This window comes from Pseudoalteromonas sp. SR44-5 (genome assembly GCF_014163675.1).
Classification (GTDB): domain Bacteria; phylum Pseudomonadota; class Gammaproteobacteria; order Enterobacterales; family Alteromonadaceae; genus Pseudoalteromonas; species Pseudoalteromonas rhizosphaerae.
In genome coordinates this window covers 21423-37255 of record NZ_JACJDT010000006.1, presented here as the reverse complement: position 1 = coordinate 37255, position 15833 = coordinate 21423, and the positions used below count along the sequence as shown (strand labels likewise).

13 protein-coding genes are annotated in these 15833 nt (G+C 40.2%); 6 read left to right on the top strand and 7 right to left on the bottom strand.

Annotation, left to right across the window (positions count from 1 at the left end; all coding sequences use genetic code 11):
* Window positions 1–282: 282 nt before the first annotated feature.
* Window positions 283–480, top strand: coding sequence for a CPXCG motif-containing cysteine-rich protein (locus tag H5154_RS04870; RefSeq protein ID WP_145234329.1), 198 nt, complete (start codon window positions 283–285; stop codon window positions 478–480).
* A 147-nt stretch (window positions 481–627) separates the two neighbouring features.
* Here the strand turns inward: H5154_RS04870 and katG are convergent, their stop codons facing one another.
* Complete coding sequence (katG, locus tag H5154_RS04865; RefSeq protein WP_182717566.1) at window positions 628–2895, bottom strand: catalase/peroxidase HPI; 2268 nt, start codon at window positions 2893–2895, stop codon at window positions 628–630.
* A gap of 315 nt (window positions 2896–3210) precedes the next feature.
* A complete protein-coding gene (locus H5154_RS04860) occupies window positions 3211–4551 on the bottom strand; it encodes an L-cystine transporter (RefSeq protein ID WP_149979997.1) in 1341 nt (446 codons plus the stop codon).
* 324 nt (window positions 4552–4875) lie between these two features.
* On the opposite strand from H5154_RS04860, the gene H5154_RS04855 reads away from it, so the two are divergent.
* Complete coding sequence (locus H5154_RS04855; protein ID WP_145234322.1) at window positions 4876–5406, top strand: hypothetical protein; 531 nt, start codon at window positions 4876–4878, stop codon at window positions 5404–5406.
* An 82-nt stretch (window positions 5407–5488) separates the two neighbouring features.
* On the opposite strand, the gene H5154_RS04850 is transcribed toward H5154_RS04855, so the two are convergent.
* The gene (locus tag H5154_RS04850; RefSeq protein ID WP_182717565.1) at window positions 5489–6631 is read right to left on the bottom strand and encodes an alkene reductase; all 1143 of its coding nucleotides are present in this window, start codon (window positions 6629–6631) and stop codon (window positions 5489–5491) included.
* Between the two features lie 110 nt (window positions 6632–6741).
* Here H5154_RS04850 and H5154_RS04845 point away from each other — a divergent pair, with 110 nt between their 5' ends.
* The gene (locus H5154_RS04845) at window positions 6742–7626 is read left to right on the top strand and encodes a LysR family transcriptional regulator (RefSeq protein WP_182717564.1); all 885 of its coding nucleotides are present in this window, start codon (window positions 6742–6744) and stop codon (window positions 7624–7626) included.
* 3 nt (window positions 7627–7629) lie between these two features.
* Here the strand turns inward: H5154_RS04845 and H5154_RS04840 are convergent, their stop codons facing one another.
* The gene (locus H5154_RS04840; protein ID WP_182717563.1) at window positions 7630–8898 is read right to left on the bottom strand and encodes a mechanosensitive ion channel family protein; all 1269 of its coding nucleotides are present in this window, start codon (window positions 8896–8898) and stop codon (window positions 7630–7632) included.
* A 119-nt stretch (window positions 8899–9017) separates the two neighbouring features.
* The gene (locus H5154_RS04835) at window positions 9018–10907 is read right to left on the bottom strand and encodes an AMP-binding protein (protein ID WP_182717562.1); all 1890 of its coding nucleotides are present in this window, start codon (window positions 10905–10907) and stop codon (window positions 9018–9020) included.
* A gap of 252 nt (window positions 10908–11159) precedes the next feature.
* Here H5154_RS04835 and H5154_RS04830 point away from each other — a divergent pair, with 252 nt between their 5' ends.
* Window positions 11160–11567, top strand: a complete 408-nt coding sequence (locus tag H5154_RS04830) for an NUDIX hydrolase (RefSeq protein WP_182717561.1) — start codon at window positions 11160–11162, stop codon at window positions 11565–11567.
* Here H5154_RS04830 and H5154_RS04825 read toward each other — a convergent pair.
* Complete coding sequence (locus H5154_RS04825) at window positions 11556–12560, bottom strand: AraC family transcriptional regulator (RefSeq protein WP_182717560.1); 1005 nt, start codon at window positions 12558–12560, stop codon at window positions 11556–11558. The genes H5154_RS04830 and H5154_RS04825 overlap by 12 nt on opposite strands.
* Window positions 12561–12656: 96 nt before the next feature.
* Here H5154_RS04825 and H5154_RS04820 point away from each other — a divergent pair, with 96 nt between their 5' ends.
* Both H5154_RS04820 and H5154_RS04815 read left to right on the top strand, forming a co-directional pair.
* Window positions 12657–13100, top strand: coding sequence for an SRPBCC family protein (locus H5154_RS04820; protein WP_182717648.1), 444 nt, complete (start codon window positions 12657–12659; stop codon window positions 13098–13100).
* Window positions 13097–13921: a sterol desaturase family protein gene (locus tag H5154_RS04815; RefSeq protein ID WP_182717559.1), complete on the top strand. Its 825-nt coding sequence runs from the start codon at window positions 13097–13099 to the stop codon at window positions 13919–13921. Before H5154_RS04820 ends, H5154_RS04815 begins: the two co-directional genes overlap by 4 nt.
* Here the strand turns inward: H5154_RS04815 and H5154_RS04810 are convergent.
* Window positions 13918–15759: a DUF4105 domain-containing protein gene (locus H5154_RS04810; RefSeq protein ID WP_182717558.1), complete on the bottom strand. Its 1842-nt coding sequence runs from the start codon at window positions 15757–15759 to the stop codon at window positions 13918–13920. The genes H5154_RS04815 and H5154_RS04810 overlap by 4 nt on opposite strands.
* Window positions 15760–15833: the final 74 nt, after the last annotated feature.

Here is a 15833-nt window from a genome sequence, read left to right as displayed (position 1 = left end):
TGTGAGGCTAGATATGCACTATCTTAGGCAAAGATATTTATGCCTGTTGCTTTTTCGTTTTACCCAACACCCTTAAATTTAATGAGTTTAATATAGCAATAAATTAAGTTGTTTGTTAAAACACTTTGAGTGTAAGTATGTTATCGGCAGTACTATGAGTGAATATAGTATGCTGATTGCTCCAGCAAAGAAATTCAACAAAGAGCCTGCACAAAGAAATGCACCTTGATACTATATGTCTAATGATAATGGGTATAGCAAGTAATATGTGAGGTTATAGCAATGAATCAATTAACTGAAAAAACGATAGCATGTCCTTATTGTGGTGAGAATATTGACGTGCTGCTCGATCCGGCAGATGTTGATCAACAATATATTGAGGACTGCCAAGTCTGTTGTAAGCCTATTAATTTTTTGGTTTTTGAAAATATAGATGAAGAGCTTTCAGTGACGGTTTTTAGTGATGACGAAGCTTATTGACTATCTTTATAGGCACTTACACTCAGCAAGGTTTGGGCAGTATGTTTAGCTGCAAAGCAATGCAGTAATATATAAAAGAGTATGATTAACCAACATAAAAAGCGCTGCAATTAATTGCAGCGCTATGGTTGTATTACTTAATGGTAATTAACGGTCTAAGTTCGTTACTTTAGTCCATGCCGCAACAAAGTCTTCTACAAACTTTTGCTTTGATGTATCAAAGGCATATACTTCTGCAACTGCACGCAGCTCTGAATTTGAACCAAAGATAAGGTCAACTGAAGTGGCTGTGTACTTTTGCTCACCTGATTGACGATCAAAGCCTTGATAAATCCCCGCATCTGATGACTTTTTCCAAACCGTAGACATATCCAATAAATTAACAAAGAAATCGTTATTTAGAGTGCCTGGCTTGTCAGTAAATACGCCGTAGTCAGTGCCTTTATAGTTTGCATCAAGCGAACGTAATCCGCCTACTAATACCGTCATTTCAGGCACTGTTAGATCAAGTTGATCTGCTTTATCTATTAGCATTTCAGTTGGCGATTTGTAGCTTTGTTCAGCATCAAAGTAGTTTCTAAAGCCATCGGCAGGCAGCTCTAATAAACTAAATGCATTAACGTCAGTTTGAGCTTGCGTAGCATCGCCACGGCCAGCATTAAACGGTACGTCTACTGTGTAGCCTGCATCTTTCGCTGCTTTTTCAATCGCTGCATTACCAGCTAACACAATCAGGTCGGCCAGTGACACTTGGCTTTTGCTAAAGAAACTATCATTAAAGTCGGTTTGAATCGCTTTTAAGGTTTTGATTACTTTTGCTGTTTCAGCTGGATTATTCACAGCCCAGTCTTTTTGTGGTGCAAGTGCAAGGCGTGCACCATTAGCACCACCGCGCATATCGGAATGACGGTAGCTTGCTGCAGATGCCCATGCAACACGTACTAGCTCTGATACGCTAAGACCTGAATCTAAAATACTGGCTTTAAGCTCTTTTACTGCGCCAGCATCAATGTTTGATTGAGTCTCTGCTGAAATAGGATCTTGCCAAATTAAGTCTCCTTTAGGAACTTCTTTACCTAAGAAGTTACGTGGTGGCCCCATATCTCGGTGAGTCAATTTGTACCATGCTTTAGCAAATGCCAGTTGATACTCTTTAGGGTCGTTTAAAAAGCGTTCAGCAATTTTGCGGTATTCAGGATCGAATTTAAGTGCTAAATCTGCAGTCGTCATGACTGGTGAATTAAACTTACCTTTCACATGAGCATCAGGTACGGTTTTGTGCATAGATTCGTCGGTTGGGATCCATTGGATCGCACCCGCTGGGCTGCGAGTTTGTTTCCACTCAAAGTTAAGTAGATTGCTAAGGTACAGTGATGACCAGCGAGTAGGAGCTTGTGTCCATGCGCCTTCTAAACCACTTGATACGGTATCTTCAGAGTGGCCTTTACCACATTTGTTTTTCCAGCCTAATCCTTGTTCTTCAATGCCTGCTGCTGCGGGCTCTGCGCCAACACAGTCTTTAGGTTTGTGCGCACCATGCATTTTACCAAAGGTGTGGCCACCTGCGATAAGTGCAAGAGTTTCCTCGTCGTTCATGGCCATGCGAGAAAACGCCACACGAATATTTTTAGCTGAACCGATTGGATCAGGAACCCCTTTAGGGCCTTCAGGATTTACGTAAATTAAACCCATGTGAGTTGCACCCAATGGGCGTTCTAATTTGCCGCTGGCATCTTCACGGTCGCTGGCAAGCATTTCTACTTCAGGGCCCCAGTAAACCATGTCTGGTTCCCAGTCATCAGTCCGGCCGCCGGCAAAACCATAGGTTTCAAACCCCATGTTTTCTAGAGCAACGTTACCGGCTAATACGATTAAATCTGACCATGAAAGTGCTTCTCCGTATTTTTGTTTAATAGGCCAAAGTAGACGACGGGCTTTATCTAGGCTTACGTTGTCTGGCCAGCTGTTGAGAGGTTCAAAACGTTGTTGACCGCCACCAGCACCACCGCGGCCATCAAGCGTACGGTAAGTACCTGCGCTGTGCCATGTCATACGGATAAAAAATGGCCCATAGTTACCAAAATCCGCCGGCCACCAATCTTGAGATTGTGTTAGTAGGGCATCAATATCACTTTTTACTGTGTCTAAATCTAGGCTATTAAATGCCTTGGCATAATTAAAGTCGGCACCGTAAGGGTTTGAGCGTTCATCATGATCACGCAGAGGTGAAAGGTTAAGTTGATCTGGCCACCAAAACTGGTTTGTTCTGGTTGCGCCCATTTTAGCTTCACCCATGCCAACAGCACCTTGTGGCTTTGACATTTGTGGTTTTTCTTGGCTAACAGCGGTGCCAGATATAAGTGCCATACTTATAAATCCAACAAGCGCTTTTTTATTGAATGAACGGTTTTTCATTGTCAGCTTCCTTAAAGTTAACGAATTTCGTTATACAAAGCGTATTACTACTTTAAACAGAGATCTCAATCGTTTTAAAAATTATTGAGTTGTAAATTTGTTTGCTCAAGTGAGGCTTAATCAAGCCTGAATAACAAAGCAATGAAAAGAATATAGCAACGGGCTGAAATGTGTGTGCGAAATAAAGCGATTACTACAATCTATAAATATGATTGATTTTGTTTTATTGATTAGATAAATGGATTGTTTTTACTTAAGGCGGAGGGAGTAATACAGATAAAAAAGCCCAGCCAAAGCTGGGCGACTACAAAAAATCTAGTGCACTTTAATTAATTTACTCGTTATAACACCTGAGGTCATTGACCCTGATACGTTTAATGCGGTGCGTGCCATGTCTATTAATGGCTCAATTGAGATCAGTAACGCGACTATCTCAACCGGTAATCCCATGGTCGGTAATACAACCAATGCAGCAAACGTTGCGCCACCACCTACTCCGGCAATACCAAAAGAGCTTATAACAACAATGCCAATTAACGGTAAAATAAATTCGAATGTCAGCGGATCAATTCCTACGCTGGGTGCTACCATCATTGCCAGCATGGCTGGGTAAATACCGGCACAGCCATTTTGGCCAATAGTGGCGCCAAAAGAAGCCGATAAGTTAGCTATAGCAGGCGGCACTTTTAGCTGGTTAATTTGTACATCCACATTCATAGGAATAGAGGCTGCTGAACTACGCGAGCTAAATGCAAAGGTCAGTACTGGCCAAATTTTTTCAAAGTAACTCTTAGGGTTCACACCAACTAGGCTAAGTAATAAACCATGAGCAATAAACATTAATAATATAGCGACATAGGAAGCCACAATAAACGCCAGTAAATTAACAATATCATTGCTACTTGAGTTTGCCACAACGCTTGCCATTAACCCTGCGACGCCATAAGGCGTTAGCGCTATCACCATTCTTACTAAGTTCATTACTATGGCTTGTAAGGCGTTAACACCGTTGCGAATTGGATCTGCTAGTTCGCTACGTTCAAGCATCACCTTGCGTGCGGCAATCCCTACAAGGACACCAAAAATAACGACGGCAATTATAGAGGTTGAGCGTTGGTTACTTAAATCAGCAAATGGATTTTCTGGAATAAAGCTCAATAGCATTTGTGGCACACTTAAATCAGCTACATTGGCTGCTTTACCCTCTAGCGTGCTCATTTTTGCTGCCTCACGGGTTCCCGAAACTAAGCCTTCAATACTTAAATTAAAGCCATAGGTTACGGCAATACCAATTAAGGCTGCAATTGCCGTAGTAAAGAGTAAAACAGCAATACTAATGAACGATATTTTGCCCAAAGAGCCTTGGTTTTCTAGTTTCACCACGGCGGCAATCATAAACACCAATACCAATGGCATGATGATCATTTTTAATAGCCCAACATAGCCTTTACCAACAACACTTACCCAACTTAAAACGTCATTAATAGACTCTGGGGAGTGGGAAAATAAAAATTGTAAGGCTAAACCAAAAGCACTACCAACAACTAAGCCAAATAAAACAGTGCGAGATAAGGTTTTACTTTTTTGCGAAAAAAGATAAATCGCAAACAGCAAACCGACAAATAATGCCAGCATTAATAAAACAGCAAGCGACATAGCATCCTCTTTAAAGCTGTGAATAAGCGCGGCACTTTAGCGTTTTGTATCGGGTAACGAAAATACACTTTTGATATGCTATAGAACAAATTGATATGTGCTAATAATGTTTGAGTATAAAAAATACTATTGTACACAAATATAACCGTTGAGCTTCTATTTAAAGGTGCTAATAATCAATGGTAAATTAAGCAATGATAAAAAACAGTATGAATGGACTTCTTTGGTTGTTATTTAGATCTTAATAGCGTGTTTATTCGTATCAAAAATTTGTATTCAAAAGAATTTTTCCTAATCGTTTATTAATTAATAGTGAGAACAGAGATGTTGCGATCAGTTGTTGGTTTAATGTTTTTTATTTTTTTAAGTGGGTGTTCGAGTCAATACCCAAATCAGAACTTAGTCGGTAAACAGTTTCCAACTATCAGTGGTGAAAGCTTGGAGCAACAGCAATTTACTATCCCTACAGACTTTAACAACGCACAGACATTACTGTTAATTGGGTATAAACAAGATAGTCAATTTGATATTGATCGCTGGCTTATTGGCTTGGATATGAGTGGCATAAACGTCACCGCTTATGAGTTACCCACAATTCAAGGCATGGTGCCGCGTATGTTTAGTACTTTTATTGATAGCGGTATGAGAAAAGGCATTCCTAAAGAACTGTGGGGCGGGGTGATCACTATTTATAAAGACGGTGATGCAGTACAAGCGTTCACTGGTAATGAAAATCCGAATAATAGCCGCATCGTATTAATTGATGGTAGCGGTAAGATTATTTACTTTTATGATCGGGGTTTTTCGGTTGCTGCATTAAATGAACTAAAAATGGTGATAGATAAAAAGCAGTAATACCCTGTAATGACCCAAACATAGGCTGCATGTTTGGGTCATTTATTTTTAACTTAAGCTGCCTCTTACTCCGTTATTTTTATCAATCATTTTTATAGCAAGGATAGTCACTGTAACCTTGCTCAGTGCCGCCATACATAGTGGCTGCATCGGCTTCATTTAATGGCCATTGATTTTTTATGCGCGCTGGTAAATCAGGGTTTGCAATAAAAGGGCGACCAAAAGCAAATAAATCACCGTAGCCTTTAGCTAACATCGCCACCGCTTTTTCAACAGTGTACTTACCAGCGTAAATAATACGCCCAGAAAATTCAGCTCTAGCTGCTTGATAAAATAGCTCTGGTAAATCAGGAGCATTGTCCCAATCAGCTTCTGCAATTGAAAGGTAAGCAATACCGGCTTGTTCAAGTACTTTAATCGCTTCAATGTAGGTATGATGTGGGTCTGATTCTACTAACCCTAAATAAACACGGGTTTCATCAGTACTGCTAAATAAGGGCGCAAATCTAACCCCTAAGCGCTCAGGGCCTACTACGTCACTTACTGCCGCGACAATTTCTTTTAAAAAGCGCAGGCGATTAGTAAGAGATCCGCCGTATTCATCATCTCGTTTATTGGTGTGCTCAGAAATAAACTGATTTACTAAATACCCATTAGCACAATGCAGTTCTACACCATCAAACCCCGCTTCTAGCGCATTACGGGCAGCTTGTGCATACATGCCAACAAGCTCTTTTACTTCATCGGTTGTCAAAGCTTGTGGTTCACTTGGATCGGCTAAAGCGCCTTGAGCCGGTCCTGTTTCAATAAAGACTTTAACGCTATCAGCTGTTAGAGCTGAGGGAGCAATAGGTTTGGCTTCATTAGGCTGTAAGCTGGTATGTGAAACGCGGCCAACGTGCCAAAGCTGGGCAAAAATAATTCCACCTTCTGCATGTACTGCATCAGTTACTTTTTTCCAACCAGCTATTTGTTGATTAGAATGAATGCCCGGTGTCCAGGCATACCCTTGTCCTCTTGGTTCAATTTGAGTGCCTTCGGTAACCATAAAACCAGCACTAGCACGCTGTGCATAATATGTGGCCATCACCTCGTTGGGGATATTGCCAGGAACCGTGCTACGTGAACGTGTAAGTGGCGGCATTACAATACGGTTTTTAAGTGTGTATGGGCCTAAATTGATTGATGAAAATAGACTGTCGATATTTTTACTTGGTTGACTCATTTTAATACCTTTTAAATTAATAATGCTGTTTAGTGCCAATTACAATGCTGGTGAGCATAGGGATTAAAAGGTACAATTTGAAACAATGCTTTTTTGTTTAAGATACAATTATGAATGGTATATCTCGGCTTGATATAAAACAATTACGAATATTGAGTGCATTACTTAAACTAAAAAATGTGTCGGATGTGGCCCGCAAAATGGGCTTAACCCAGCAGGCTATTAGTGAGCAGCTGCGAAAATTGCGTGACTTATTTGACGATCGGCTTTTTATTCGACAAGGCAATACAATGGTTGCAACACCTAAGGCAATTGCACTAGAGAAGCCCGTTAATCAAATATTAACTCAGGTAGAAGCGTTATTAATACCTAAACAATTTATCCCAAGTAGCTACAAGGGCGTATTTACAATAAGTGCGACTGATTACGCTATAGCAGCTCTTTTGCCACAATTATTAGAAATAACAAGACGCGAAGCGCCAGGATTAAAGCTGATTATTCGTGACTTTGCCTCTGATAATGTTAATCAATTAATAAGTGCAGGAGAGCTGGATTTATTAATTAGTTTTCCTGAATTTATCCCTGCAAACTTAATCTATGACACATTATTTGAAGAACAACATATTTGTATTGCGGGGAAAAACACAGTGTTTTCTTCATCGACGTTGAGCCTTGCTGAAGTGGCGGCACACCCTCAATTAGTGGTTTCAGCGTCACGTGCTAACTTAAGAGGCTCTCACGACCAATGGTTTGCTGATAAGGGCTATGCGCGCAATATAGTTATGTCAGTGCCTGGCTTTTCATTTGTACCCGATTTGCTTTGCAGTACTGACTTAATTGCTTTTTACCCATCGCGTTTACTGCCAAACGCCAAAGTGAAACAGCTTGAAGTTGAATTATTACCACCGCCATTTAAGGTGATTGCAGCGTGGCATCCACGTTCAAATAACAGCGATATTCACCAGTGGTTAATAGCGCAATTAAAACGGATTTAGTGATTATTTAATTAGTTGACGAATATCGTTCCCTGTTGGTGCCTCATGGGCACGTAACGAAAAGGCGGGTAATATCGCTAATATATGGTCAAATATATCTGACTGAATACTTTCATACTCACCCCAATTAGTTGTATTGGTAAATGCATAAATCTCAATGGGTAAGCCATTTTTAGTTGGCTCTAGCTGCCTTACCATCAGTGTCATTCCCTGATGAATATGTGGGTGATGTTTTAATAGCGCGACTAAATAATGACGAAATGTGCCAACATTAGTGAGCCGACGACCATTTAACGTACAGCTCATATCTACTTTTTTTGTGGTATTTTGCTCGTTGATAACCGGTAGGGTAATTTCGAGGTAGTGACTTAATAAATCTGCTTTTTTCAGCGCGGTGATCTCTTGCTCATCTAAAAAGCGCACACTGCTCATTTCTATATGGATACTCCGTTTTATGCGTCTGCCACCGGATTCTGACATACCGCGCCAGTTTTTAAATGAGTCAGAAATTAGCGCATAGGTTGGGATAGTGGTAATGGTTTTATCCCAATTTCTTACTTTAACTGTGGTCAAGGCTATATCAATCACATCGCCATCTGCGCCGTATTTGGGCATTTCTAACCAATCACCAACCGCAAGCATATTGTTTGCTGAAAGCTGAATACCGGCCACCAGCCCTAAAATAGCGTCTTTAAACACCAGGAGCAGTACAGCCGATAGCGCACCTAAACCACTGAGTAATATTAACGGGGATTTATTCATTAATAATGAAATCGCTAAAATACCGGTTAATACGCTGGCGATCAGTTTAATTGTTTGTAAAAAACCACGTAATGGAAAGTGAGCTGCAATGGGTTGCCTGTCAGATATTGCTTGAAAAATATTGAGCAAAGAGAACAGCGAGAGCAGTGCAAATAAAATGATCCACTGATCAGTAAACATCTCAATGATATGTAAAAAAGCCGTTCCTTCGGGAACCCAGAGCCTTGCTTGTATAACAACCACAGCACCTTGTAAAACAAAGGAAATATTACGTGTTAATTTAAGCGCTAAGTCGGCAGGCGTGTGGGTATCGGTTTGAACAACTTTATCACTAAAGCGGCCTTTAAGTAGTCGTTTTGAAACTGACCTTAAGATGAGGTGCAATATGAGCGCAAATAAGCCAACCCAGCACAGTACTAATATGTTGTACCATAAATGCGCACTCCCAGGAAAATAAAGACTAAACCATTGCAGTAAAAATTCTCGCAGCTGCGATCGTATTTCAGTCATTTATATTCCCAAGAGATTTATTTGCGTGAGTTTCATCTATTTAATGAAATCTAGTTAAGCAGATGGGGCGAGAAAAGTCTATTTAAGCCGCGCTTAAATAGACGTTTTAAAAATAATATTTATATTTTACTTTCAGCAAGTTGCAGAGTTAATTCCTCAAAAATACTCGGATCGTCAATGGTTGATGGAATTTGCAGTTCTTCACCATCAATAAGTTGACGTAAGTTTTTGCGTAAAATTTTACCTGAGCGTGTTTTTGGTAAGCGCTCTACACACATAATATTTTTAAGACACGCAATAGCGCCGATTTGATTACGCACGGTTTGCACCAATTGCTGCTCTACTTCTTTATGCGAGCCATGAAAATCATTTTTTAACACCACCATGGCCATGGGGTTTTGACCCTTGAGCGCATCATTAACACCAAATACGGCACACTCAGCAACTGCTGGGTGAGCGGCTACAATTTCTTCCATTTCACCGGTTGATAAACGATGTCCCGCGACATTAATCACATCATCGGTGCGGCCCATAATAAATAGGTAGCCATCATCATCAATATAACCGCCGTCGCCAGAAAGATAATAGCCATCATATTCACTTAAATAACCGGCTTTAAAGCGCTCGGTATTTTGCCAAATAGTAGGTAAACATCCTGGCGGTAAAGGCAGTTTAATAACGACTGCACCTTGTTCATTGGGGGCGCATTGGTCGCCATTCATATCTAAAATACGTACGTCAAACCCAGGAGTCGCAACCGTTGAACTGCCTGCTTTTGTAGGTAGGTGCTCAATGCCGACAGGATTACAGGCTATCGCCCAACCAGTTTCGGTTTGCCACCAATGATCAAGTACAGGTAGGCCTGTTTTTTCTTTGAGCCAATCGTAGGTGGGGGGATCTAAGCGCTCGCCTGCTAAAAACAAGCGTTTCAGACTTGAAGTATCGTATTGTTTAAACCCATCGGCATTGGGGTCTTCTTTTTTTATCGCTCTAAAGGCTGTCGGTGCGCTAAATAAAGCCGTTACTTTATACTGTTCAACCACTCGCCAAAATGCACTGGCATCTGGGGTTCTAACCGGTTTACCTTCAAATAAAATAGTGGCGCAGCGGTACATAAGCGGGGCATACACTATGTACGAATGGCCTACAACCCAACCAATATCTGAAGCGGCCCAAAACACGTCACCAGGTTTCATTCCGTATACGGTTTCCATGCTGTAATGCATGGCCACGGCATGGCCGCCATTTTCACGAACAACCCCCTTGGGAGTACCCGTTGTGCCTGACGTGTATAAAATATAAAGCGGGTGATCGCCATTTACCGCAACGGGATCAACACCAGTAGCTGTTTGCATTGCAACAGCCCAGTCAATATCACGCTCAGGCATAAGTGGTGCAGTTACTTGCTCACGCTGATAAATAATACAATGTTCTACTTTATAAGAGGCTGATTCGAGGGCATTATCAAGTAACTCTTTGTATTCAATTACGGTATTCACTTCCACACCGCAAGAAGCACTGAGTACTAACTTAGGCTTGGCGTCATCAATACGTACCGCTAATTCATGCGCTGCAAACCCGCCAAAAACGACCGAATGAATAGCGCCGATGCGAGCGCAGGCTAACATACCAATTACGGCCTCGGGGATCATGGGCATATAAATAACCACGCGGTCGCCTTTTGTTACGCCTAAGGACTGCATTAACCCTGCGAATTTAGCGACTTCTTGTTGCAGTTCAAAGTAGCTGTAGCTGCGCGCGGTATTGGTTACGGGTGAGTCATAAATTAACGCTGTTTCATCGCCATGGCCGGCAATAACATGCTGATCTACCGCTAAAAAGCAGCTATTAAGTTGGCCGTCGGCATACCAGTGATATAAACCGTTTTCATCTTGTGTGTAAGCTGTTTCGGGAGCCTGGTACCAAGGGAGGCGTTTACTTTGCGATAACCAAAACGCTGCCGGGTTTTGTTTAAACTCGTTGTAATGTTGTTTGTATTCACCTGACATAAAGGCTCCTGAGCAAAATTTAATATAACTTTATTTAGGGTCTGTTGACCTTTGCAAATTAAAGCTTGAAAGATCAACAGATCTTAAAACTAAGCGCTTTTTATCAGGAGTGATATTCGACTATGGTCGGTTAAATAATGAACGGGTTGTGTGGTTTTTAGCTAACGCTATGGTTTATAACGAACTAACGACTAGTTTGATGGTTTAAATGAGGTAACATATAAAAATGATGAACTATTTAATGTGGTAATAATGAGTCAAGTTGTCAGAGTAGGCGTTGCAGTGATAGTAATGCATGATAATAAAATTTTACTCGGTGAGCGAATAGGCGCACATGGTGCAAATACCTGGGCAACCCCTGGGGGGCATTTAGAATTTGGTGAAACGGTTGAGCAATGTGCAGTGCGCGAAGTAGCAGAAGAGACAGGGCTTACTGTTACTAATATTCGTAAACTCGATTTTACCAACGATATTTTTAGCGCCGAGAACAAGCATTATATTACTTTATATGTGCAGGCAAAGTATGAAGGTGGCGAGCCTGTAAATAAAGAGCCTAACAAATGTTTACAGTGGCGTTGGTGCGATGTGAATGATTTGCCAACACCTTTGTTTTTATCGTTACGCCATTTTTTAAATGATGCTGATTTACTAAGTCAGTGAGTGCTTTTTTATATAGTCGCGTGGGCTGATGTTATACCAGCGTTTAAAAGCACGATTGAATGAGCTCTGATCGTTAAAACCCAACATAAATGCAATTGTGCTTAAAGGGTATTGATTAATATAAAGTGGTAAACGTCGTTTTCGTTCTGCTTCGAGTAGGGCTGCAAAGGTTTTATGCTCTTTTTTTAAACGACGTTGTAATGTTCTTTGGGTCATATTTAACACGCTTGCGGTGCGAATTAACGTACACTCTTGTAAATCATGTTTAGCCATTAAAATATGATTAATTTTTTCTGTTAATAATTGCTGACTTTTAAACTGGGATAGCCGTTGCTCTGACATTTGCTTAAGCACAGCGTTAATCTGGGAGTTATCGGTTTTAAAAGGCAGGGTTAAGTAACTACTTGGAAACTCTACTTGATTAAAGTTAGCGCCAGCTTTTACTGGGCAATTAAACCATCGCGCTAATTGTTGTAGCTCACTGTCTGAAAAACGTGCTGTAAAATAAACGCAACTAGGCGAAAGCTGAGGATTAAGTAGTTGGCGTATAACACTTACCCACGCGGTCATATTTCGTAATACGGCCTGTGGGCTGCACTGTGGGTCGGCTAACCAAGTTACCTTGCAAAGTGTTTGTTGCTGTTCAAACTCAGCACGCCCTATGTTGGCCACTAAACTGTCGTAGCTCAGTAATGCAGTAATGGCACTGGCTAGATTAGTACTCGATTCAATTAAATACCCAAGTACACCAAAATCAGCGGTACGTATTTGTTTTCCTAACTCAAACCCAAATAAGGAGTCGTTTAGCATTTGCTGTGCATAACTAAGCAGCGCATTATAGCTTTTTAAGCTAATACGTGGTGCTAATTGTTGTGTTTGCTTATTTGTATATTCATCAAACTCAATGGCAGTTAGTATCTCTTGGCTATCTAATCCTTTGCTTTGAAGATAATCCAAACAGCTAGAAAAGTAATGATCGGCTAAGGTTTTCATTTGTCGCCTAAAGCTAAAAAATAGTCATCTAATCGCAAGTTTGCCATGCAATATTTTTATATGCTAGAGATCTATAAAAATAATATGGGGCACACAATGATTGAGGTAAACGTTAAACATAGTGTGGCAGCAACGCCTGAACAATTACGCACCTTATTATTAGCGCATGCTGATTTGGGGCGCTTTTTTAATGCGCAGTTTAAAGTGTTAACACCGCAAGACTCGGGTGAAATAAGTGGCGGAAAAGGCACTATTAGACAAATAAAAATGCAAGGTACAACATTTAAAGAGCAAATAATAACGGCCGATAATAGCCACATTAGTTACCGTATTTTAGGGGATAAACTCGTTGCACAGCACCGTGGTGATATTTACTTAAAAGCCAATAATGCTCAGCCATCACTCACCGAGATCAGCTACCATATTCGTTGCATTGCGCCTTTGTGGTTACCCAATTTTATACTGGCTTTTTTTATAAAAAAAGATGTTAGCCAAGCACTTAAAAAAATAGCCCGCTATTTTAAGGAGCAAACGCCATGAGCATTGAAATTATTTTATTGGCACTGAGCCCTATTTTTTTGCTGTTTGTAGGGGTTGAGTTTATAAAATTTAGACGTTACTACGATATAAAAGACAGCTTAGCCAACGCGTTACTTGCTTTATTACATCAAGGAGCTGATGCCATTGCGTTATTATTATTAATGCCGTTTTTTTATTGGTTGTATCAGTTTCGGCTATTTGATATTGAATTGACGCTATTTACTGTATTAGGCGCTTTTTTACTGCAAGACTTTTTATACTATTGGTTTCATCGTGCATCACACCATATTCATTGGTTATGGGCCGCTCATGTAGTGCATCATAGTTCTACTAAAATGAACTTTACCACGGCATTTAGGCAAAGTTTAATGTATCCGCTGGCGGGAATGTGGCTATTTTGGTTGCCGATGATATTAATAGGCTTTGAGCCTGTAATTGTTTTTGCGGTGGTGGCACTTAATTTGGCTTATCAATTTTTTGTACACACGCAAGTGGTAAAAAAGCTCGGTTGGTTTGAAGCATTATTTAATACCCCATCGCATCATCGGGTGCACCACGCTATAAATAATGGCTACTTAGATAAAAACTTCGCTGGCGTTTTAATTATTTGGGATAAATTATTTGGCACTTATGTAGAAGAGGATGAAAACAAGCCCTGTAAATACGGCATTATTGGCCAACTAAACAGTAATAACCCAATCAAAATCACCTTTCATCAGTGGCAGTATTTATTTAAAAGTACCTACCAAGCTAAAGGGTTAAAAGCCAAGTTAAACGTGCTGTTTGGTTACCCAACAAGCTCCGTAAAACCCAGTGATTAAAAGTAATATTGAATGGCTAGTTTAGCCGACGTACTGCTTGTATACCATCGCTGGTTTTTTAGCTCTGTGCGTATAGATAAATTTCGTGACAAAGCGTAATTCCATTTTAATGTTAGATCAGCGTGATTATCTACGTCTGCATCGACAAGCCACATTATATTTGTTGTAAGGGCAAGCTTATGACTATTATTGATTTGCCAAATAACACCAGCTTCTGTGCCAAACCCCGTTGTTAACTTATCCGTTATATCGCCATTGTTAAACTCAACTTGTGCTAATAAATAGCCATGAAGGGTGTTTGGGTTGCCGATTGATTTTCCATAGCCACCTTTAGTAAACCAGCGGCCTTGTTGAAAGTCATTATTTGGCTGTCGATCAAAGCCCATTTTAAGGTTCCATGACCAGCTATCAAAAATCCGGTTATCGGGTGCAAGTGACATTGCATCTAATAGATAAAAATGTTCTAGCTGAGTGTTACCGTTATCTTTTATAGCGCCTTCAATATCAAAAAAGCTAATTTGAGCACCAGGAATAAACCCAGCAGAGGTGTCTAGTAAGTCATGGTATGCGAGGCGATATGCAAAACTTGTTAAATCACTTTGTTGATTATAATGGGTTCTTGCTAGCGTTATTTTAGAAGAACCATGACCTTGCTCTGGAGAGGCTGCAGGTCGATTTGGTTTGGTAAATGGCGAAGCTATTTTATATTTGCTACGCATGAGGAGTAACTTAGCAAGTCGTGGGGCAATTTCTTCACGGTTTAAATTTTTATCGTAAAACTCAAAATTTAACCACTCATAGGCCATTTCTAATATAGCGACCAATTGTGATTCGGAGTAGTTTCGGGTATTGAGTGATCCACCTTGCATAAGCGCTCTTGCATCACTAAGTTGCTCGTCAGTCATTTGAGTAGAATAATGATACAGTTTAGTACCAAACGCAGGACGATAATTAGGTGTTTGTAACAAGTTATTATTTCTAAGTACCGCAACGGTATCAGATGGAATGGCTTGTAAGTCAAATGAGGATGTTAAATTGAGATCGTTTTTTGCCAGTTGTAATAATGCGAGCAGCTGATAAGAGCAGTTTTCATCTATAAAAAAGTAATCAAAAGTGGCTAATTGTAGCTCCCATAGATGTAATAAAATAAGCTTAACTTGCTCCTCGGATAAATTAAGTTTGTATTCCCAAATATCACGAGATTCTAAATCATTATACTCGCGTACTTTTTTATAATACGGCATCAGTGAAAATTTGCCCGGATAGCTACCAATTAAGCCTTTTAATGCATACATTGCAGCATTATCAGAACCATCTGGCTCTGCTGCAAAATTAACGGCAAATGCGAGTAATTCTTTATGCCGAGTTTGATCCTTTGCATCAATACGTAACAAGGTATGGCCAAACATTGATGATGGACTATTCATAAATGCAGTTGGAAAGACTAAAGTAACGCCCTTAGGGTTTATAATTTTTTGCCAAGTTTGTAGATCTGGGCAATTAAGTTCTGGCCAGTTATTTTTTATTTTTGTTTTAAGCCACGTGTAACGTGCAGGAAATTGGCACCGAGTTTGTTGTGTTTGTTGAGGGAGGCTATTATCGCCATTAAATGCGTTAATAGTGGTGTTGAGCTCATCCCTTGGGCTTACCTTTCCTTTAGGGGATAAAAAAAACTTAACACTGTCTACTTCACTTTTCCAACCACCTAGCGTCGTCGGACGATAGTGACCCAGTTTAAGCCAGTATGGATCTGTTGCTAATGTATTAATTTCAATACTTTTAGCGTTTGAGTAAGCACTGAACAGTGCAATTAGTAAAACAAATAATATTTTTTTCATAATCACTAATAAAAGCCGCTAGAGATAAACCCCAGCGGCTTTATTTATACGTATAAAAACCGGCTAATTTAGCT